This is a genomic window from Thalassobacillus pellis, from assembly GCF_016908295.1.
Taxonomy (GTDB): Bacteria; Bacillota; Bacilli; order Bacillales; family Halobacillaceae; genus Thalassobacillus; species Thalassobacillus pellis.
Window position 1 is genome coordinate 225,347 of the sequence record NZ_JAFBDO010000005.1, and the last position, 18,401, is coordinate 243,747.

The window sequence follows — 18,401 nt, forward strand, 5'->3', positions numbered from 1 at the left end:
AGTTGATAAAAACATTCAGCTAATCGTTCCATGAGGTGAATGTCTTAGTTTATGAAAAGGTATTGCGTGGTAGAGTTTGGATAGGTATTAAGTGCAGGAGGATTTGCTTATGGAAACTTTACAGGTGATTTCCATTATTGCTTTGATAATTGGATTGCTGTCATCTCTCATTATCGCTATAGATATTTACAATCATCCTCAAATGATGGGCATTATGAATGTTGTCTGGCCGATCAATGGCTGGTTTTTCGGTCCGTTCGCACTATGGACGTATTACAAATGGGGACGATTGAAAGCGAAGGATAACGAGGAAGAAGACAACCGTGGCAGACCGGCAAAGGTGTTTTTATCTACAAGCCATTGTTCTTCCGGCTGTACTCTAGGGGATGCGGCAGGGGTGCCTCTTGTAGCACTGGCTGGACTGACGATTGCCGGTTCAACGTTGTTCGCCCATTATGTCGTTCAGTTTGTTTTAGCGTATATTTTTGGCATCCTTTTTCAATTTTATGCCATTCACCCAATGAACGAAAAAGGTCCCAGAGCATCCATAAAAGATTCCATCAAAGCGGATACCCTTTCCCTGGTGGCATTCGAAGTGGGGATGTTTGCGTGGATGGCACTAGTCCATTATGTGCTTTTCCCTGTACCGCCGAAGCCCACGGAGGCCACATATTGGTTTATGATGCAAATTGCAATGATCCTTGGTTTCCTTACGAGCTATCCAGCGAACTGGTGGCTTGTCAAAAAGGGTATCAAGGAGGAAATGTAAAACTTTCCTTTTCCCCTTGAGATCAGGTTGCCGGGTGCATATTCTCAAGGGTGCGGGTTTGATTATGATGGATTAGGCAAATATATAAGGAGCGGAAGTGTTTGAAATTCACAAGAAATGAGGGTAAATGATGCCTCGTTACCAGAACGCATTATTCCTTTATAACGGAAATGCCGGGAGCGATAATATAGAACAGAAACTTGCCGAGACTTTACCTATTCTGTCTCAGGAAATAAAGCAACTGACGATTTTACAGACTAAAAGTGTGGAAGAAGCAAAAGAAGCCTGTGAGAAATTCTCAAAAATCGTCGAGTTGATAATCATATTAGGTGGAGACGGGACGTTACATGAATGCATCAACAGTATCTCCCAACTCGATTCCCGCCCGGTAATTGGCATATTACCGGGCGGGACAAGCAATGACTTCAGCAGAATGTTAGATATACCGCAGAATCTGGAGCAGGCAGCCAGGACTATTATAAATGGCAGGGAAGGTCCAGTGGATATAGGGAAGCTGGGAGAGGAATTCTTCCTTAATTTCTGGGGCATCGGCCTGGTAACAGAAACATCATCTAATATTGATGAAAATCAGAAAAATAGATTCGGTGTACTCAGTTACTTTATCAGTGCGCTGAAAACGGTTAATCAGGCTGCTCCTTTTTCTTTTCAAATGAAAATTGACGGAAAAGAAATTGAAGGAGAAGCGATAATGATTCTGGTTATGAACGGCTGCTTCATAGGAACAAGGCAGGTGCCGATAGAGTCTATCAAACCAAATGATGGGCTGTTAGATGTGTTGATCGTTAAGAATTCTAACCTTACTTTATTTAAAGAATTGATGGTGGTAGATCAGCCGTGGGCTGAGGATGAGCGTTTCCAGGAACTCGCCTATACAAGGGGAGAACGCATCGATATAAAGACTAATCCTGTACAGGACATAGATACGGACGGGGAAATCAAACGCACAACACCGGAGGTTATAGAGGTATTGCCTAATCATTTAACCTTTCTTCATGCTGAATAAGTAAGAGGTTGCGGCCAATTAAAGCCTTACCCTAAAGAAGAGGCTGTATCAAAAGGCCTCGTTGAAATGAAAAACCACGAAGAAGTTGACTTTTCTTTGTGGTTTTTTTACTTTAAGAAAGTTTAACTTCGGTAAACGATTAAAATATAAGTAAAACTAAGGCATTCGCCATAAGGACTTGGCGACAAGCCATGTTTTTCTAATATGTAAAAGAGAAGACCTTTGCACTGTTGATTGCTATTTTGGGTAGCCCGAAGAGACTTGTCGTCTTCCCTGCGGAAAGGGAATTGTTTCCCGGCCATTCTTTTGCGGTATCAACCTTACAGAAAAAGGCTGTCCATTAGTCTATTACAGTACAGACTTATGGGACAGCCCCTTATTCTTTCAGTAATCATCGTCATTAACGTTTTACCTATATTCTTCGCTTTCCAAGTATGCTGCCTCTACTATCTGCAGATATTGGCGGCGTTTTAATTGTACTTTTCGAAGCTGTTTTTTGCATTCGTATTTCGGCTGCATTTGCCGTTACCGCTTATCTCAGTTTTCGTTGTTCATTAAAAAAAGGTATTTACCGGCCGTTTATCATCGTCGTCCTCTTCATCATCTAATGCTTTATTGACTGCATCGGCCGTTTTGTCGACAGTGTTCATTGCAGCGCTTTCGGCAGCTTCAGCTGCTCCTTGAACAGCATCAAATGCTGCGTCTGCTCCATCTTTGATCGTTTTTGCTGCTTTAGTGGTATTCTGCTGTGCTTTATTTCTCTTTGCCATCTTATTTTTACCTCCCAGTTGATAGTGGGGATAGTGTGCTACATATATTGTCTTTTATACCGATATTTTTATTACTATTTAAAATATGTAAAAAAGCAGGAATTCAACATGAGAATGTATAATCAAACGAACATGGAAGGAGGAAGGGGGAATATGCTGGTCGTCAAGGATTTAAACTATTCCATTAAGGAAAAAGCCATTCTTAAGGAGGTTACATTTTCGGCTGCTTCAGGAGAAGTGACCGCACTTGTCGGTCATAACGGAGCTGGTAAATCGACTTTAATGAAGGTGATTATGGGGTGGCAGGAAAAGCAGCAAGGGAAGATTATAATCAATGGCTGCAGCCAGGACGGTGATTTCCTGGCATTTAAACGCCAGTTTGCATACATACCGGAAGAACCACTGCTATTATCCGAATTGACCGTCCATCAGCATTTCCAGCTTTACCAGGATAGCTACGCAGTACCAAATGGAGTCGAGAAAGCCCTGCGCCTGGCTGAACAATTTGATATTGCACATAAATTGGATGAATATCCGGAGTCCCTGTCCAAAGGAATGAAGCAAAAAACGCAAACCATTTGCGCGCTCATACCCGAAGTTCCATTCCTTATGATCGATGAACCCTTCATGGGGCTGGATATTCATGCGGGAAAGCTCCTGGAAGGTTTACTGCTGGAAAAAAAGGCTGCAGGTATTGCTATCCTGCTTACGTCCCATCAGCTTGAAAAAGTGAAACAATTATCAGATCGGTTCATCATGCTGAATGACGGAAAATTGACCGAACAGGGTGCAATCACTGAATTTCAGGACCTTTCAAGGAGAAAAGAATGAGTTCAAAGAGAACGTGGTTCACATATCATTGGATAAAAAAGCAACGCAGAAGAAAGAAGTGGAAAGTATATAAACAAGCGTTCAGTTTAAGCTTTGATAAAACAATTTTCATCTATACAGTTGTGTTTGGTGTATGGCTTTTTTTTATGATATACGACTGGATGAAACAATTTGGGCCTTATCTGGCAGAGGTAGAGGATATATTCAGGGCTGAACTGTTCCTCTTTGCACTCGGTCTTTTAGCGAGAAGCTTCACAGCCAGTTCTTTAAGACCGGGTATCCGGTTTACGTCTGCGGAGCTGCACCTCAGCATGCTTCCTCATTCAAGAAAAAAACTGCTTGGCATTATCGTAGTGGAGCATATGGTTTACCACGCTATTTTGGCTTTTTTAGTATTAATACTCATCGGCATCATTACGCCTGTGAGCTTTTTATTAACACTTCAGGCAGCTACTATTTATTCAGCTATGACTGCTGCCGGCCTGCTTCTTCAATGGAAATGTTTTTCCCTGACTACCAGAAAGAAGATCCTGTTGATCCCCGCCTCTTTCCTTCTCCTTGGGGTATGGCGACTTGGGATAGCCGGTCATATACCGTCAGTCATGAACTGGATACTGTTGGTGGGAATGTTGACCTTTATCAACATCTTGTTAGCCAGCAGGATTCTAAAAGATGTCAATTGGTCGAAGGTGATCCAGTATAATGACGCCGTTGAATGGAATATCTGGTTTGTCCAGCAAGTCACGAAGGTCGAAATCAAGCCACCGAAGAAGCTTGCCTGGACCCAGCAGCTTTTCCGCACAAAAAAAGCGAAGCTGCCCTTTCAATCTGTTGATCGGATGTATCATCGTCTCTGGCGGATTTACCTGGCAGAGAAAAAAGAATTTACTCTGAAAACGATCGGTTTCTGCTGTTTATTCCCGGCAGCAACTTTATTCCTCGATGAGCGAGTGGCTGGCCTTGCTGTGCCTCTGGTGGTTTTCGTTTATATCAAGATGAGCTCAAGTTTATTTGGTAACATGTTCATCAACGACAAACTGATTTTCTCCCTTCCGTGGAATAAAGAAAAATTGCAGAAAACATATATGAAATGGGCTATGAGTGGATTTATTTTACCGCTCCTCATTATCCTGGTGGTTTATTCGATGAGAAATGACATCTGGTGGCTTCCTATCCAGGTGGCAGGCATAGGCTGTTGGTTTTATTTTTTTCTTCATTATGAAATGAAACGGCAGTGGGTACTGCTGCAGAGATACGGAGATCCACCTGGAGTTGTTCAGGGTATATTGTTGGCAATCGGTTTCATTCTAGCAGGTCTGGCTGTAGTGTATCCGTATTTCTCAATTGGAGTGATCCTGTTATTTGCCATCTCAACTACTATCAAAGGAGGAAAGTAAATTGATGGAAAGAGGATTTGAACCAAAAGTACATGCTGTATTTGTCCATACGAAAAATTTAAAGAAATCTGCAGGCTGGTATAGCAGGCTGCTTGGCCTCCCGTTCGATGAAAAAGAGGTCCGTTCACCAGTCTATAATGTACCAGTCACTGGCGAAGTGTATATGACAATAGATGACCATGCTTTTGATGATGAATATCAGTTTAAGCCGGCTAAAACACCTGTCTTCAATTTCTGTTCTGATAATTTGGAACAGAGTCATCGGTGGATAAAGGAAAATAACATCCCTGTCACAAGGCCGATAGAGAAACATGGCAATTTCGGCTGGTTTCATATTGAAGATCCAGATGGCAATGCAGTCATGATTTGTGGAAATTGTACAGAATGAAAAAATAAGAGGAGCTTTCCATGACAGGCAAAGCTCCTCTTATTTATGACAGACGGCAATTCCAAGGGGGTAATGGACTATATCACGTGAAGGCTCAATCAAAACCCCTTTTTGGTAAAAAAATTCTTTTGCACTATATTCAGGAAATAAGTCCCGAAATTCTTCAGGGGTCAATTGGTGAATATGAAAAGGCGATCCGCATTCCTTTCCTCGCCCCTGACCAAATGGTGTAGAGACGAGCAGAGTGCCGCCGGGTTTCAAAAGTTCATAGTAATTTTGCAACAGTCGTTCTTCGTTTTCAATATGTTCATACGTTTCAAAGCTAGTGATTACATCAAAAGTTCCAAGCTTTTCCGGCAGCTTGGGATCGACGGCATCCATCACCTCGAATTCCGAATTAGGGTGGTAATAGGCACCTTTGGCATACTGAATGATTTCTTCATCGATATCTACACCCACAACTTTTTCTACTTCATTCTTCCGTTCCTTTGCTAACATATGTGTGCCATAACCAGCGCCGCAGGATAAATCCAGGACCCGGCCTTTCGCATAGGGCAGTGCAAATTGGTAACGGGCCATATGCTCAAGCAGGAGTTTATTCATCGGCTTCATGTACTCCGGTATGACACGTTCTCCTGTATCGTCAACCACCTCGTTGTTCACCGCTTTCTGTTATCATTAAAATTGGTATATTATCATTATGCCATAGGAAGCACATACAACCAAAAAAGAATCCCTGCCAAAAGCATACACATTATACTGTGTAGTGGCTTGCTGCATTTGACAGGTAAATTTCTGCAACTTATAATTACTTTAAATTCGAGATATTGAGAGGAAGAAATCCTATGGATGATCGGGAGTTATATCAACAGAAAAAACAGGATCCTTCTTTGAAGCTATTTGTTGTTTTATCAAAAGCAGAGCGTGCCATCGAAGACCTTGTCAAAAAAGATATCCATCAGCATGGGTTGAATGCAACAGAATTCGGTGTGCTTGAATTACTTTTCCATCAGGGTGACCAGCCCCTGCAAAAAATCGGGGAGAAAATTTTACTCGCAAGCGGAAGTATCACTTATGTCGTCGATAAGCTGGAGAAGAAAGAATATCTGATGCGGAAGCCTTGCCCAAGTGATAGGCGGATTACTTATGCGGCCATCACTGAAAAAGGTAAGGAACTGCTTAACGAGATATTTCCTACACACTGGAAGCGGATCGAAGAAATAACGAGTGGTTTAAACAAAGAGGAAAAAATCCAGGCAATCGAACTTTTGAAAAAGCTCGGGAAGCATGCTGACCAAATGAAAGGCTAGATTTTTTCAGAAAATTGAGATAAGATGAATTATAGAAGAAACTACCTGAAGGCAAAGGAGGTATGAAGATGCTATACAGCCAGAAACGCGTGATTGACAGTCAATTGCTGTACCTCAATCGTGCGATTTTTCATGATTTAACTGTTCAAGGGATAAGTGTGCCCTTTTTTAAGCAGTTAAATAGAGGAAGCGTATAGCGTCTCATATCTGACATAACTATAAATGTTTTTTTTTAGAGTCAGTGGTCAAGGGGACTGCTGGCTTTTTTTGTATGTCAGGAAAACAAAAATTTTTCAGGCTTAGAGTATAAGGAAAAGTCAGGCGCCGCATGGTATGGCGGCGTTTCCACATTGTCTTTAGGAGGAAAACAGGATGCTAATTACATTAAAAAATATAAAGAAAACGTTAGGTGGAACAGTTTTATTTGAGGATTTGAATTTTGAACTGAAGGAAAATGAGAAAATTGGACTGGTGGGACGGAATGGAAGCGGAAAATCAACATTATTTCGGCTGATTACGAAAGATGAATCAATTGATGAAGGGGATTTGTTCATTCAAAAAGGGCTGACAATCGGGTATCTCAGGCAGATACCTTCTGAGTGGGAAGGCACAGGTCGATCGTATCTGAAGTCTAGCTTTGAAAAGCTATTAAAAATGATTAGAGAAATGAACGAGCTGGAGGTTGCCATGCAGGATTCCGCTAAAATGGAATCGGCACTATATAAATATGGGCAGCTGCAGGATCGTTTCGCCCAGGGGGGTGGATATGAAATGGAAGCGAATATCGAAAAAGTGTCCGCCGGCCTGGGTATTACAGAGTTACTTGATCAATCCTTTGAGCAGCTGAGCGGTGGTGAGAAGACCAAACTTGGCTTGGCCAGAATACTTTTGGAAGAGCCGGATGTACTGCTTCTGGATGAACCGACAAACCATCTGGATCTGAATGCTATTGAATGGCTCGAGCAGTATCTCTGTAATTATAGCGGAGCAGTCTGTATCATTTCCCATGACCGCGTCTTTCTAGATCACACTATTTCAAGCATCGCTGATTTGGAAGAAGGGGAAATCACGAAATACAGTGGCGGCTACTCTTCCTTTGAACAACAGAAAGAAGAGAAGTTGCTAGCGGAATTCCAGGAATACAAAGAGCAACAGAAAAAAATCAAAAAGATGAAGGAAGCGATCAGAAGGCTGAGACAATGGGCAAGCGAAGCAAGTCCGCCTAACCCGAAGCTGTTTAAAAAAGCGAAAAGCATGGAACGTGCACTTGAAAAAATGGAGAAGAAGGAAAAGCCGCTAATCGATCCGAAAAAAATGAACCTCTCTTTAGAAGCTGATGGGCGGAGCGGTACCGACGTGTTCGTTGCAGAAAATATTTGTAAAGCATTCGGCGGCCGCCAGATTCTAAATGGTATTAATCTCCACCTTCGTTACAAAGAACGCGTCGCGCTTGTCGGGGGAAACGGAAGCGGAAAGTCAACCTTGATGGGCATCCTGTTGGGGCATTCTTATCCTGACAGTGGGCAAATTAAGGGCGGCAGGTCTATGAAAATCGGTTACTTACCCCAGGATCCACTGCATGGAGCTGATCCTGACATGCGCATGATTGATTACTTTCGGGAGCATGTCATCGTAACAGAAGGTCAGGCCCGTCAGATTTTAGCTCATTTCATGTTTTACGGATACAGCGTTTTCCATAAAATCCGCCAGTTAAGTGGCGGGGAACAAATGAGGCTGAAGCTTGCTGTGTTTATGAATCAAGGGATCAACATTCTGCTTCTGGATGAACCGACAAACCATTTGGATATTGAATCCCAGGAGGTGCTGGAAGAAGCATTGAACAAGTTTACGGGAACGGTTCTTGGTATTTCCCATGACCGCTATTTTTTGAATCGTTGCTTTACGGACACCGCTTACCTCATCGATGGGCAATTACACCGTTTCCATGGAACTTATAACGAAACGCAGCATAAATGGAAAAACATACAGCATCAAGTGGAACAGAAAGGGGTTTCCGAGAAAAAATCCAGCAAATCAAAAGCAGAAAACTCAGAACACCCCCGTGATTACGAGCATTTGATACTTCGGGCTGAACAAAAGCTGGAACGACTAAAAAATGAGATGGAAAAAGCGGATCAGCAGGAACGTCGAATGGATTTGGAGTCGGAAAAAGTTCGTCTGGAAAAAGAACTGGATGAGTTATATGGAAAATGGATATCAACCTGATTTTAATTCGGTTTTGATTGAGGGGGCTATGTACAGGTAGGTTGAAGAAAATGGAAGAAGTTCGGAAAACATTTCCGTAAACGGATTCAGTGTTAAAGAAAAGTTCCCACAATCATAAATGGTTGCCTTTATCCAAGGGGTACTGGCCCCGTTAAGATATAAAGTCTTAGCCAGGCACCAAAACCTCCTTCTAAAATTTCTCATTCTCTTTTTCCTATTGGAAGAACCTGTTTATTATTATTAATCCCAGGGAACGAGAAAAGAGTGAAAAGTACAACGAAGGAGGTTTTTCTTTGCGTGTATTAGTGATTGGTGCGAATGGCAAGGTTGGAAAGATTTTAGTCAAAAAATTAAAAGACTCGGCACATGAACCTGTGGCTATGGTAAGGGATACGGATCAGATTCCTCAATTTGAAGATATAGGAGTCAAAACCGTGCTCGGCGATTTAGAAAAAGATTTTGATAAAGCTTTTTATGGTATAGATGCCGCTATTTTTGCAGCGGGTTCAGGACCACATACCGGTCCCGATAAAACCGTTTTGATCGATCAGGAAGGTGCAATCAAGTCGGTGGAACTGGGTGAGCGATTTGGTCTGCAGCGATTTATCATGCTGAGCTCCATGGGGGCAGATGATCCTGCTGCCGGTCCGAAAGCCATGCAGCATTATCTTTATGCAAAACACCGGGCTGATGAACGACTGGAGAACTCCGATCTTAATTATACAATTGTTAGACCGGGCGGCCTGACAAATCAGCCAGGGACAGGAAAGGTCAACTTAAAGGGTAAGTTGGATGAATTCGGATCTGTTTCCCGTGAGGATGTTGCAGAAACATTGGCATATTTATTAAGTGTTCCGAGGGCAGATAAACGTACATTCGAATTAGTGAATGGTGATCAGGAAATCGGTGAAGTATTGGCTTATTAATGAGTATATAAATGAAGTTGTTTTCAAATTAAGAGCGAAAAAATCACGGCATGCTATTACTATTAACAAACAGAGTGCCACCGGTTCCTTCCTTTGGACTTTGGAACCAGGTCTGAACTCCCTTTATATGTAACGTTTTATTTACGTATGTTAGATTATGGTTATTTTTTAAAAAAAGAAGTTTCGTTTCCTTTGAAACAGGGTAGTCATTATTATAAACTGTAAAGCGAAAAAGGATTTGGGTAAATTGAACTAATAGGGAAGTCTGGGGGTACACCAATGACAAAGCACGGTGTTATCGTTTATGTCAGCAATGACTGCAGGCATTGTGAACAAGTTGTCAATCAACTGAAAGAGTGGGAAGTTGATTTTGTAGAGAAGAACGTAACAAATAATAGAGAATCTTTTAAAGAATTGCAAAGAGAACGAGTTTATGGCACTCCAGCTACCTTTATCGGAGGCAGAAAAGTGTTAGGCTTCCAGAAACGTAAGTTGAAACGGGAACTGGGTATTTATGAAAACATGGATGACGGTGCGATAAGCTTCTAAAGAACATGTGGTTGCTCCACTTGTTCTTTTTTTTTTGCACTTTAAAAAGTTTAACTTTGTTAAAGGATTAAAGTATAAGTAAAACTAAGACTTTCGCCATAAGGACTTGGCGACAAGCCAAGTTTTTCTAACTTTAATCGCTCACGTTTTATTTTAAGGTACATAGGCTGTTGTTATAAGAAAGGAGAAGGTGGAAGTATGTATACATTCAGAAATATGTCCCCCTACTACCAGACCCCATTTTATCCCCCTACTCAGCATCCACACTCATTACAGCAGCCGATACAAGCAGGACAACAGATGATGCAGCCGGTTCAACCCAATCAGTTCCAACAAGGTTGGAGTTCAGGGCAGGCACCTGTCAATCCCTTTGAAATATACGCCAAACCAGCTTTCCCTCCTATCGAAAACGCTTATAATGAGACAGGAAATCAATTTTATGATCAAAACAGCCGGCCGCCAGGAATGATGGGGTATTTTCAAGATCAAAACGGACAGTTGGATATGGAAAAAATGATGAAGACGATGGGGCAGCTTGCACAGACGGCGAATCAGTTCTCCCCATTGGTGAAAGGTATCGGTGGTTTCATCAAAGGTTTTCGTTAGAGCCTGCCGGGTTTGTCTGGCACGCTCTAATGAAATTTATTTTCACAGGGAAAAAGGGTATGGTATAAATAGAAGGCGTTTATAGGTTGGCAGTAGGAGGAATTTATGATGATTGGTTGTTTATGTATACACGGGTATACGGGTGGTCCTTATGAAGTCGAACCTTTGGTTGAATTTCTTCAAACAAGGACTTCGTGGAAGTTCGAAGTGCCAACATTGCCAGGGCATGGAACGAAGCTTGATTTAAAAGGTCATTATTATCAGGAATGGATAGCCGCTGCAGAATTGGCTTATTTGAATCTCCAAAAATCGTGCGAAAAAATATATGTGATCGGCTTTTCCATGGGCGGGATGATTGCAGCTTATCTTGCTGCAAAACACAAATCGGACAAGCTTATTTTGTTGTCGGCAGCTGGGAAGTATATTAACGTTCCTCAAATGTACAAGGATCTCACCGGGTTTGTTACGGAAGCTATTCAAGGCAGTCTGGAATCAAACGAACTGTTTCTTCGTTACCAAGACAAGGTGAAGCAGACGCCTTTTTCGTCGTCTTTGGAGTTTGTGAAATGTGTCCAGTTCACAAGGCCCTTTTTAAGAGAGGTCAATTGCCCTGTGCTGATTATTCAGGGGAAACAGGACGGAATGGTCCCGGATAAAGCGGCGATTTATTTAGAACAGGAAATTCCATCTGATCATAAACAACTCGTTTTCCTTGAGCAATCCAAGCATTTGATATGTCACTGCGACGATAAAGAGGAGTTATTTGACACGGTTGAATCGTTTCTGGAAAGATGAAAAAGGCTGCTCCCCTATGTCTGTAATAGACTAATGGGAACAGCCTTTTCTTTATTGTGATAACGGAAAAGTGGGGCTCGAAAAAGATTCCCTTTCACGATGCGCTTCCGCTTTTGTTCTAATCCTTGAAAAAGGCGATAACGAGTCCGCCTTCCCCGGCATAAGTGGAAATCAGAGGCCCCATTTCTGTGAACAATTGATCCTTGAACTTATATTTCGTCTGAATGTCTTTCATGATTGAGCGGCCGAGTTCTTCGCTGTTACAGTGAGAAAGCGCGATTGCCCGGTCTTCAAAATTATTGGCATATTCTTCGATCTGGTCTACAAAACGGCGGAATGCCTTTTTATTACCTCGCACTTTTTCCATGACCTCAATATCGCCTTTAGTCTCACTTGCCTTCATCAACAGCTTGATGTTTAATGTTTTGGCGATGGCTCCGCGAACTTTATCCAGCCGGCCGCCTTTAATGACATTTTCTAATGTTTTTAGAATGAACAAAGTAGTCGTTTTGTCGATTCGTTCTTCCATATGGGAAGCAAGCTGGTCCAGGCTGTACCCCTCTTCAATTCTTTTTCCTGCTTCGTCCGCCAGCAAAGCTATCCCGCAGGAGGCCGTCTTTGTGTTAAGAACGACAATCTGCCGGTCAGGTTGCTCCTCAAGCAGCATGTCTTTTCCGATCACGGCACTTTCATAGGTGCTGCTTAACCCCGCTGTTAACGCCAAGACTAAAATAGGATGATTTTCGTCAACTCTCTTATAGGTTTCATAAAAATCATATGGGCTTGGAGAGGAGGAGCGAGGCAGTTCTGGAGATTGCCTAAGCTTATTATAGAACTCCGCTATATCGAGCTCTCCAGTTTTAAACGGTTCATCACCAAAGTGAAGATTCAATGGTACGATCCAAATGTCATGTTTGGCTTTAAGGTCGTGCGGCACATCAGCACCACCGTCGATAATCATTTGAATTGTCATCGATCCACCTGCTCTCATTAATTTTCGATTAGTCTTCTAATTCACTTATCCGGGTGAGCTTCGGCTTCACCTTTTTAGTTGTACTGAAAATAAACATCATCAGCCCGAAAATAACTATGGTTCCTCCCAGCCACTGGGACCATGTGATAACTTCTCCCAATATGAAATAGGCCAGAATCGATGCACCGACGGGCTCAAACAGAATGCTCATAGAAATAGTGGAAGTGCTCAGCCATTTCAATGCCCAGTTGAACAAAGTATGACCAAAGAAAGTCGGGATAATGGCGAGTGCAAGAAAAATCCACCAATTACTGGCAGGATAGCCTGTGAACGAATGCTGCAGAATAAGATTGTATACGATCAATGCTGCGGAAGCCATGCCATAAACAACGAAGGTATACGTCATTAATGAAAGACGTTTTCGGAGATTTTGGCCAAGTAAAAAATAACCTGTAACCATCATACCGCCAATTAGAGCCAGAATATCGCCAAAGAGTGCAAGACCGCTGATCTGGAAATCTCCCCACCCGATGATCGCGCTTCCGGTGATCGCAATGACCATGCTCAGCAGGGCGCCAGCCGTGAACCGCTCCTGAAAGAAAATATACGTTCCGATAAAAGCAAATATCGGCTGTAGTGTGACCAATACGACAGAGCTGGCAACGGATGTATAATTCAGGGATTCGAACCACAAGATGAAATGCAATGCGAGGAAGATGCCTGCAAAGCTGGATAGAAGCCAATCCCTTCCTGAAATCTGTCGGAATTCACTTCGGTTTTTTAAAAAGACATACGGTGCCATGATTAAAACAGCCAACAATAGGCGATAATTAGCAATGATAGAAGCGGGTGCTTCACCTGCCAATTTCACGAAAATTGCGGCTGTCGAAACAGAAACGACCCCGATAAGTACGGCTATATATGGATTGAATGGAGGCTTATCCATAGGACCCCTCCTTGTTGCGTCATTTTTTTTCCATTCTACCATTCATCTGTTTGAAAAGCATCTGAAAAATATGTAGAATTAAACTAAGTCGTATGTTATGATGGATGAATCTATCGGACAAGTGGAGCGGCAGCCTCTTCCGTATGCGGGGAAAGGCTTTTTTTACGTGACTTACTATAGAAATACTGAATACAGATTTCAAATCAAAGGAGTATGAAAAGAACGTGACTACATTTTATTCATTAGGATTAACAAAACCGGTATTGAAGTCTTTAGACCAAATGGGGTTTGAAGAGACGACACCGATTCAATCTGAAACTATCCCACTCGCCCTTCAAGGACGCGATGTGATCGGCCAGGCCCAGACAGGAACGGGGAAAACAGCAGCCTTTGGGATACCGATGATCGAGAAAATCGATCAGGACCGGAACGATATCCAAGGGCTTGTTGTAGCACCAACAAGGGAGCTTGCCATCCAGGTAGCGGAAGAAATCAACCGCCTTGGAAAATTCAAGGGTGTCCGTGCGTTGCCTATTTACGGCGGACAGCATATGGATCGCCAAATTCGTGCGCTCAAGGACCAAAATCAAATTGTCGTGGCTACACCAGGCCGGCTGCTTGACCATATCCGCCGTCGTACAATCAAGCTTGCGAATGTCCATACAGCGGTATTGGACGAAGCTGACGAAATGTTGAACATGGGCTTCATCGATGATATCAAGGATATCTTGAAGGCTATCCCTGAGCAGCGCCAGACTTTGTTGTTCTCCGCAACGATGCCTAAAGCGATTCGTGATATTGCGTCTACCTTGATGAAAAAGCCTGAAGAGGTCAAGGTAAAAGCAAAGGAAATGACTGTTGAAAATATCGAACAGTTCTTCGTTGAGGTTCATGAAAAACAGAAATTCGATACATTGACCCGTCTGCTGGACATTCAAGCTCCTGCGCTGGCCATCGTATTCGGACGTACCAAGCGTCGTGTCGATGAATTGACGGACGGCCTTCAAACTCGAGGCTTCCGTGCAGAAGGCATCCACGGTGACCTGACACAAGGAAAACGGATGTCTGTCTTGAATAAATTCAAGCAAGGAAGAGTGGAAATCCTGGTAGCGACTGACGTTGCTGCCCGTGGCCTGGATATTTCCGAGGTTTCCCATGTTTATAATTTCGATATTCCACAGGACCCGGAAAGCTATGTGCACCGGATTGGTCGTACAGGACGTGCTGGCCGTACAGGGAAGGCGGTTTCATTCGTCACTCCTCGTGAAAAAGCACAGCTGCACCTGATTGAAAAATTGACGAAGAAAAAGCTTCAGCGTCTGGCAGTACCATCTACGGATGAAGCGCAGCGCGGTCAGCAGCAAGTAGCTGTGGATAAGTTGTTGCAAACGGTGGAAACAAGTAATTTGAAATCTTATCATCAAGCTGCAAACGAACTGCTGCAGAATCATGATTCCATGGAATTAGTCGCTGCTGCATTGAAAATGATGACCAAAGAGCGTCGTGAAGCGCCTGTACGTTTATCAGGCGTCCAGCCGATCAGTGTCAAGAAAGCACACAATGACAAGGATAAAAAACGCCGTTTTAAGCGAAACGATAAAAAGCGGGATTTCAACCGCAACAAGAACTCCCGTAACCGCAAGTTCAACCAGAAGCGTGGCGGACGTAATCAAAACCAGAAATAAGTCTTAAAGTACCGGACAGTAAAATGTCAGGGACAGCTTGAAGAGAAAGCAGCCTTTTCTCTTCAAGTTTTTTTACTTTCAGGGGATTATAACAAGGGATGATTGTGGCCATTTAATCGAAGGAAGAGTGGTTTCTCTTATGTCTTCGGTTGGTAAATGCCACTTGCCTTCCGCCGTATTGACCCGGATTTATAACGAATCAACTATACCTGAATATTTTGCTGGTAAAAATAAAGGGACGCCCCGACAAGTCTAAATGCAGACTTTTAAGGCGTCCCTTTTTTAGTATAAATAAAACGTTCGATTGTTTATTTGACTTGCCATCCAGTACCAATTAAAAGAAATTCCCAAGTAAACCTATTGCGACAAGGGCAATAATGCCGCCCCATAATACATACGTAAGGACTTTCTTCAAAGGGAAGCGTCTTTTACTCCACCGGTTTGGGTCAAACCCGATATCACTGCGATTTGAACGCGTATTTCTCCAAACAGAGAATCTTTCCGCATTTTTCAAAACAAAAGGAGCAATCAGGAAGCCTCCGGCAAAGCCACATAAATGACCGAGGATATTAATGTTCGGCCGGAGAAAGGTCATGACAAGTCCAATAATGAAAATCACCATTACAATTTGGGAGTTGGCCTGGTCGATGAGGTGTTTACGGTACATGACCATAAATACATAAACTCCGAAAATACCAAAGATTGCTCCTGATGCCCCGAGGTGTGGAATGAAGGAATCGGGGTTGAACAAATAGGTTCCTAAATTGCCTATGAACCCTGCAAACAAATAAAGAATAATGAATTTGAATCTGCCCAGCATTTGCTCAAGTGCCGGGCCGAACAGAACGATAGAAAAGGAGTTGAAAACGGCGTGGCCGAGTCCTGCATGCAGAAAGATCGGTGTGATCAATCGCCAGTATTCTCCCTGTGTAACGGCGATATTGAGGCCGACACCAGCATTTCTGAGTTCCAATGCGAAACCGAACTGGAATAAATCTATCAGCAGCCAAAGGACCAGATGGATTCCTACCAGTGTCGAGACAATAGGGTAAGAACGGATAAATTCTTTAAAACTTTCTGTACGTATGAACATGGTCTGTCTCCTTTTTCTAGATTGTTAACAATCTAGTCTATTTATGCTTCTGTTATTCAAGTTTTTTCTCTCACCTGCAAATCGGTTATACTGTAGGTAATAAATGATATGAGGAAGATTGTGATGATCAGAGGAATCGGAATCGACCTGGTCGAACTGGGCCGGATCAATAAAATTATAAATCGCAATGAGCGATTTCTTCAAAGAATCTTAACTCCTAATGAAAGGGAACTATATAATAAGTATAAAACGGATTCGCATAAAATAGAATTCGCAGCTGGAAGATATGCTGCAAAAGAAGCTTTTGCTAAGGCGGCTGGTACTGGAATCGGCCGGTTGAGCTTTCAGGATATTGAGGTGCTTCGTCATGAATCAGGAGCGCCGGTGATCAAGGGACGTGGGTTTGAACACTTTGACGTGTGGGTTTCCATTTCCCATAGCAGCAGCCATGCAATTGCCCAAGTCATTCTGGAAGAGCAGGACAACTCTGCATAATTTATCAGGTTGTCTCATATAGTTTAATGCGGGTAGGAGGGAACGAATTTGGATATTGTCACCGCAAAAGAAATGTACGGATGGGACCTCGTTACCATGGAAGAAGCTGGGGTATCTGGAGAATTACTTATGGAAAATGCCGGACGGGCCGTTGTGGAAAATATCGAAAAGAAGTTGGACCGCAGCCAGAAGATCACCATCTTGATCGGACCTGGTAATAATGGGGGCGATGGCTTTGCCATTGCGAGGACGCTATTGAACAAGGGTTATTCGGCAGCGGCATGGCAGCTGGTCCCGGATGAAAAGATCACGGGAGCATCACTTCAGCATAAGCAGATGTTAATCGGCTCTGGGTATGAGCTTCATCACCTGAATGAGATAGGCAGCCTGTTTCGGCGATTGGAAAAGTCGGATGTGATCATTGACGCCATGTTAGGAATCGGGGTGGGAGGCCGGCTTAGATCCCCTTTTGCTCAGATTGTGGAATATGTGAATCAGTGTCAGGCTCTGACAATCGCTGTTGATATCCCTACAGGCGTACCGGCAGATGAAGGTGTGACTGAATTTGACGGAGTAAAGGCGGACTATACTTCTGTCATTGCTGCTCCTAAAATGAGTGTATTTCTGCAGCATACCGCTCCTTATTATGGAGAGTGGGAAGTTGTGGAAATAGGTCTGCCTGTCAAAAGGGTGAAAAAGCCCATGCGTCATTTATGGGGAGAAGACCAATTCCGGGAAACCATTCCGAAAAGGGGAGCCTATTCTCATAAAGGATCTCATGGAAAAGGATTGATAGCAGGGGGCTCATTTCTGATGCCAGGATCGGCAGCATTATCTGCCAGGGCTGCTCTTCGTACCGGGGCTGGTCTGATGACAGTTGCAACACCGAAAAGTGCCTGGCCGTCCGTTTCCACACATGTACCAGAAGCTACCTCAGCTGATATTCAGGAACTTGAAGGGATGCTTGCGGGGAAGATCATGGGAGATCTTGCTGGTTATGATGCTATCGCTGTCGGCATGGGAATGGGGAGGCGTGAAGCTTCCCGCACGGTGCTTCAGCAACTCCTTGAAGAAGCGGATGTACCAGTGCTGGTTGACGCCGACGGGCTTTTTCATCTTCAAAAGATGTTTGGGCTCCTTGAAAATCGGACATCTCCAACCGTGCTTACCCCACATCCGGGTGAAATGGCATCTCTTCTCGGGATATCCATACCGGATGTACTGGCGAGGCCATTTGAATTGTCGCATCGGCTGGCAGCGAATCATGGGGTATATGTTGTGCTGAAAGGGCCGGCAACAATCATAACTACCCCAGATGGAACCCAGTGGGTTGATACCTCCGGTAACGCCGGGCTTGCCAAAGGCGGGAGCGGCGACGTGCTGTCCGGTATTCTGCTTGCCATGATCATGCAGTCCCAGTCGGTGAGCGAAGCACTATGCAATGGGTGTTTTCTTCATGGTAAGACAGCTGAGCTGCTTACAGGAGAGGAATACTCAGAACACTCTTTGCTGGCAACGGACCTGATTGAAGGCGTTTCCCTGACATTCCGTACATTTTCTGAGTAAATTGGTGAGTGCGTTCCCTTTGTCCTCGAAATGAGACAAAGGAGTTGAATTC

At 43.4% G+C, this 18,401-nt stretch carries 20 protein-coding genes; 15 read left to right on the top strand and 5 right to left on the bottom strand.

The genetic code is table 11. The annotated features are described in order from the left end of the window. Nucleotides 1–109: 109 nt before the first annotated feature. The gene (locus JOC33_RS16120; RefSeq protein WP_205093564.1) at nucleotides 110–769 is read left to right on the top strand and encodes a DUF4396 domain-containing protein; all 660 of its coding nucleotides are present in this window, start codon (nucleotides 110–112) and stop codon (nucleotides 767–769) included. Nucleotides 770–896: 127 nt separating this feature from the next. Further along, nucleotides 897–1,793, top strand: a complete 897-nt coding sequence (locus JOC33_RS16125) for a YegS/Rv2252/BmrU family lipid kinase (RefSeq protein ID WP_239534252.1) — start codon at nucleotides 897–899, stop codon at nucleotides 1,791–1,793. 554 nt (nucleotides 1,794–2,347) lie between these two features. On the opposite strand, the gene JOC33_RS16130 is transcribed toward JOC33_RS16125, so the two are convergent. Continuing rightward, a complete protein-coding gene (locus JOC33_RS16130; RefSeq protein WP_205093565.1) occupies nucleotides 2,348–2,563 on the bottom strand; it encodes a hypothetical protein in 216 nt (71 codons plus the stop codon). Between the two features lie 108 nt (nucleotides 2,564–2,671). On the opposite strand from JOC33_RS16130, the gene JOC33_RS16135 reads away from it, so the two are divergent. From JOC33_RS16135 to JOC33_RS16145, 3 genes are read left to right on the top strand one after another with little or no spacing between them, the layout of a single operon-like run. Then, on the top strand, nucleotides 2,672–3,394 hold the full coding sequence (locus JOC33_RS16135; RefSeq protein WP_239534253.1) for an ABC transporter ATP-binding protein: 723 nt from the start codon (nucleotides 2,672–2,674) through the stop codon (nucleotides 3,392–3,394). Next, nucleotides 3,391–4,791: a hypothetical protein gene (locus JOC33_RS16140; protein ID WP_205093566.1), complete on the top strand. Its 1,401-nt coding sequence runs from the start codon at nucleotides 3,391–3,393 to the stop codon at nucleotides 4,789–4,791. The genes JOC33_RS16135 and JOC33_RS16140 overlap by 4 nt, the downstream gene beginning before the upstream one ends. 4 nt (nucleotides 4,792–4,795) lie before the next feature. Then, nucleotides 4,796–5,179: a VOC family protein gene (locus JOC33_RS16145; RefSeq protein ID WP_239534268.1), complete on the top strand. Its 384-nt coding sequence runs from the start codon at nucleotides 4,796–4,798 to the stop codon at nucleotides 5,177–5,179. 39 nt (nucleotides 5,180–5,218) lie between these two features. Here JOC33_RS16145 and JOC33_RS16150 read toward each other — a convergent pair whose 3' ends face one another. Further along, nucleotides 5,219–5,830, bottom strand: a complete 612-nt coding sequence (locus JOC33_RS16150; RefSeq protein ID WP_205093568.1) for a methyltransferase domain-containing protein — start codon at nucleotides 5,828–5,830, stop codon at nucleotides 5,219–5,221. A gap of 194 nt (nucleotides 5,831–6,024) precedes the next feature. On the opposite strand from JOC33_RS16150, the gene JOC33_RS16155 reads away from it, so the two are divergent. The 7 genes from JOC33_RS16155 (at nucleotide 6,025) to JOC33_RS16180 (ending at nucleotide 11,591) form a co-directional block, all read left to right on the top strand. After that, entirely contained in the window at nucleotides 6,025–6,489 is a 465-nt protein-coding gene (locus tag JOC33_RS16155; RefSeq protein ID WP_205093569.1) for a MarR family winged helix-turn-helix transcriptional regulator, read from the top strand. A gap of 68 nt (nucleotides 6,490–6,557) precedes the next feature. Continuing rightward, nucleotides 6,558–6,686, top strand: coding sequence for an RAxF-45 family protein (locus JOC33_RS20675; protein ID WP_338054540.1), 129 nt, complete (start codon nucleotides 6,558–6,560; stop codon nucleotides 6,684–6,686). 175 nt (nucleotides 6,687–6,861) lie between these two features. After that, a complete protein-coding gene (abc-f, locus tag JOC33_RS16160) occupies nucleotides 6,862–8,715 on the top strand; it encodes a ribosomal protection-like ABC-F family protein (RefSeq protein ID WP_205093570.1) in 1,854 nt (617 codons plus the stop codon). A 293-nt stretch (nucleotides 8,716–9,008) separates the two neighbouring features. Then, nucleotides 9,009–9,641, top strand: a complete 633-nt coding sequence (locus tag JOC33_RS16165; RefSeq protein WP_205093571.1) for an SDR family oxidoreductase — start codon at nucleotides 9,009–9,011, stop codon at nucleotides 9,639–9,641. A 279-nt stretch (nucleotides 9,642–9,920) separates the two neighbouring features. After that, the gene (locus tag JOC33_RS16170) at nucleotides 9,921–10,190 is read left to right on the top strand and encodes a glutaredoxin family protein (RefSeq protein WP_205093572.1); all 270 of its coding nucleotides are present in this window, start codon (nucleotides 9,921–9,923) and stop codon (nucleotides 10,188–10,190) included. A gap of 198 nt (nucleotides 10,191–10,388) precedes the next feature. Then, entirely contained in the window at nucleotides 10,389–10,796 is a 408-nt protein-coding gene (locus tag JOC33_RS16175; RefSeq protein WP_205093573.1) for a YppG family protein, read from the top strand. 105 nt (nucleotides 10,797–10,901) lie between these two features. Then, nucleotides 10,902–11,591: an alpha/beta hydrolase gene (locus tag JOC33_RS16180; protein ID WP_205093574.1), complete on the top strand. Its 690-nt coding sequence runs from the start codon at nucleotides 10,902–10,904 to the stop codon at nucleotides 11,589–11,591. Between the two features lie 118 nt (nucleotides 11,592–11,709). Here JOC33_RS16180 and JOC33_RS16185 read toward each other — a convergent pair whose 3' ends face one another. Together JOC33_RS16185 and JOC33_RS16190 are read right to left on the bottom strand one after the other, a co-directional pair. Continuing rightward, nucleotides 11,710–12,564, bottom strand: coding sequence for a DegV family protein (locus JOC33_RS16185; RefSeq protein ID WP_205093575.1), 855 nt, complete (start codon nucleotides 12,562–12,564; stop codon nucleotides 11,710–11,712). A 28-nt stretch (nucleotides 12,565–12,592) separates the two neighbouring features. Continuing rightward, complete coding sequence (locus tag JOC33_RS16190) at nucleotides 12,593–13,510, bottom strand: DMT family transporter (RefSeq protein ID WP_205093576.1); 918 nt, start codon at nucleotides 13,508–13,510, stop codon at nucleotides 12,593–12,595. A gap of 224 nt (nucleotides 13,511–13,734) precedes the next feature. On the opposite strand from JOC33_RS16190, the gene cshA reads away from it, so the two are divergent. Beyond that, nucleotides 13,735–15,195 (top strand): degradosome RNA helicase CshA, encoded by a 1,461-nt coding sequence (gene cshA, locus JOC33_RS16195; RefSeq protein ID WP_338054541.1) that lies wholly within the window; start codon nucleotides 13,735–13,737, stop codon nucleotides 15,193–15,195. Between the two features lie 334 nt (nucleotides 15,196–15,529). Here cshA and JOC33_RS16200 read toward each other — a convergent pair whose 3' ends face one another. Continuing rightward, the gene (locus tag JOC33_RS16200; RefSeq protein WP_205093577.1) at nucleotides 15,530–16,288 is read right to left on the bottom strand and encodes a rhomboid family intramembrane serine protease; all 759 of its coding nucleotides are present in this window, start codon (nucleotides 16,286–16,288) and stop codon (nucleotides 15,530–15,532) included. Nucleotides 16,289–16,411: 123 nt separating this feature from the next. Here JOC33_RS16200 and acpS point away from each other — a divergent pair, with 123 nt between their 5' ends. Both acpS and JOC33_RS16210 read left to right on the top strand, forming a co-directional pair. Continuing rightward, nucleotides 16,412–16,783 carry a holo-ACP synthase gene (gene acpS / locus JOC33_RS16205; RefSeq protein WP_205093578.1) on the top strand — a complete coding sequence of 124 codons (372 nt, stop codon included), beginning with the start codon at nucleotides 16,412–16,414 and terminating at the stop codon, nucleotides 16,781–16,783. A 48-nt stretch (nucleotides 16,784–16,831) separates the two neighbouring features. Further along, a complete protein-coding gene (locus JOC33_RS16210) occupies nucleotides 16,832–18,349 on the top strand; it encodes an NAD(P)H-hydrate dehydratase (protein ID WP_205093579.1) in 1,518 nt (505 codons plus the stop codon). Nucleotides 18,350–18,401: the final 52 nt, after the last annotated feature.

Excerpts from the sequence above, each read along its gene's own strand:
- JOC33_RS16135 (WP_239534253.1), top strand. The coding sequence starts at position 2,672 with ATGAGAATGTATAATCAAACGAACATGGAAGGAGGAAGGGGGAATATG.
- JOC33_RS16190 (WP_205093576.1), bottom strand. The coding sequence starts at position 13,510 with ATGGATAAGCCTCCATTCAATCCATATATAGCCGTACTTATCGGGGTC.
- JOC33_RS16125 (WP_239534252.1), top strand. The coding sequence starts at position 897 with ATGATGCCTCGTTACCAGAACGCATTATTCCTTTATAACGGAAATGCC.
- JOC33_RS16170 (WP_205093572.1), top strand. The coding sequence starts at position 9,921 with ATGACAAAGCACGGTGTTATCGTTTATGTCAGCAATGACTGCAGGCAT.
- JOC33_RS20675 (WP_338054540.1), top strand. The coding sequence starts at position 6,558 with ATGCTATACAGCCAGAAACGCGTGATTGACAGTCAATTGCTGTACCTC.
- JOC33_RS16145 (WP_239534268.1), top strand. The coding sequence starts at position 4,796 with ATGGAAAGAGGATTTGAACCAAAAGTACATGCTGTATTTGTCCATACG.
- JOC33_RS16180 (WP_205093574.1), top strand. The coding sequence starts at position 10,902 with ATGATGATTGGTTGTTTATGTATACACGGGTATACGGGTGGTCCTTAT.
- acpS (WP_205093578.1), top strand. The coding sequence starts at position 16,412 with ATGATCAGAGGAATCGGAATCGACCTGGTCGAACTGGGCCGGATCAAT.
- JOC33_RS16140 (WP_205093566.1), top strand. The coding sequence starts at position 3,391 with ATGAGTTCAAAGAGAACGTGGTTCACATATCATTGGATAAAAAAGCAA.
- JOC33_RS16120 (WP_205093564.1), top strand. The coding sequence starts at position 110 with ATGGAAACTTTACAGGTGATTTCCATTATTGCTTTGATAATTGGATTG.
- JOC33_RS16175 (WP_205093573.1), top strand. The coding sequence starts at position 10,389 with ATGTATACATTCAGAAATATGTCCCCCTACTACCAGACCCCATTTTAT.
- JOC33_RS16130 (WP_205093565.1), bottom strand. The coding sequence starts at position 2,563 with ATGGCAAAGAGAAATAAAGCACAGCAGAATACCACTAAAGCAGCAAAA.
- JOC33_RS16185 (WP_205093575.1), bottom strand. The coding sequence starts at position 12,564 with ATGACAATTCAAATGATTATCGACGGTGGTGCTGATGTGCCGCACGAC.
- JOC33_RS16155 (WP_205093569.1), top strand. The coding sequence starts at position 6,025 with ATGGATGATCGGGAGTTATATCAACAGAAAAAACAGGATCCTTCTTTG.
- JOC33_RS16200 (WP_205093577.1), bottom strand. The coding sequence starts at position 16,288 with ATGTTCATACGTACAGAAAGTTTTAAAGAATTTATCCGTTCTTACCCT.
- abc-f (WP_205093570.1), top strand. The coding sequence starts at position 6,862 with ATGCTAATTACATTAAAAAATATAAAGAAAACGTTAGGTGGAACAGTT.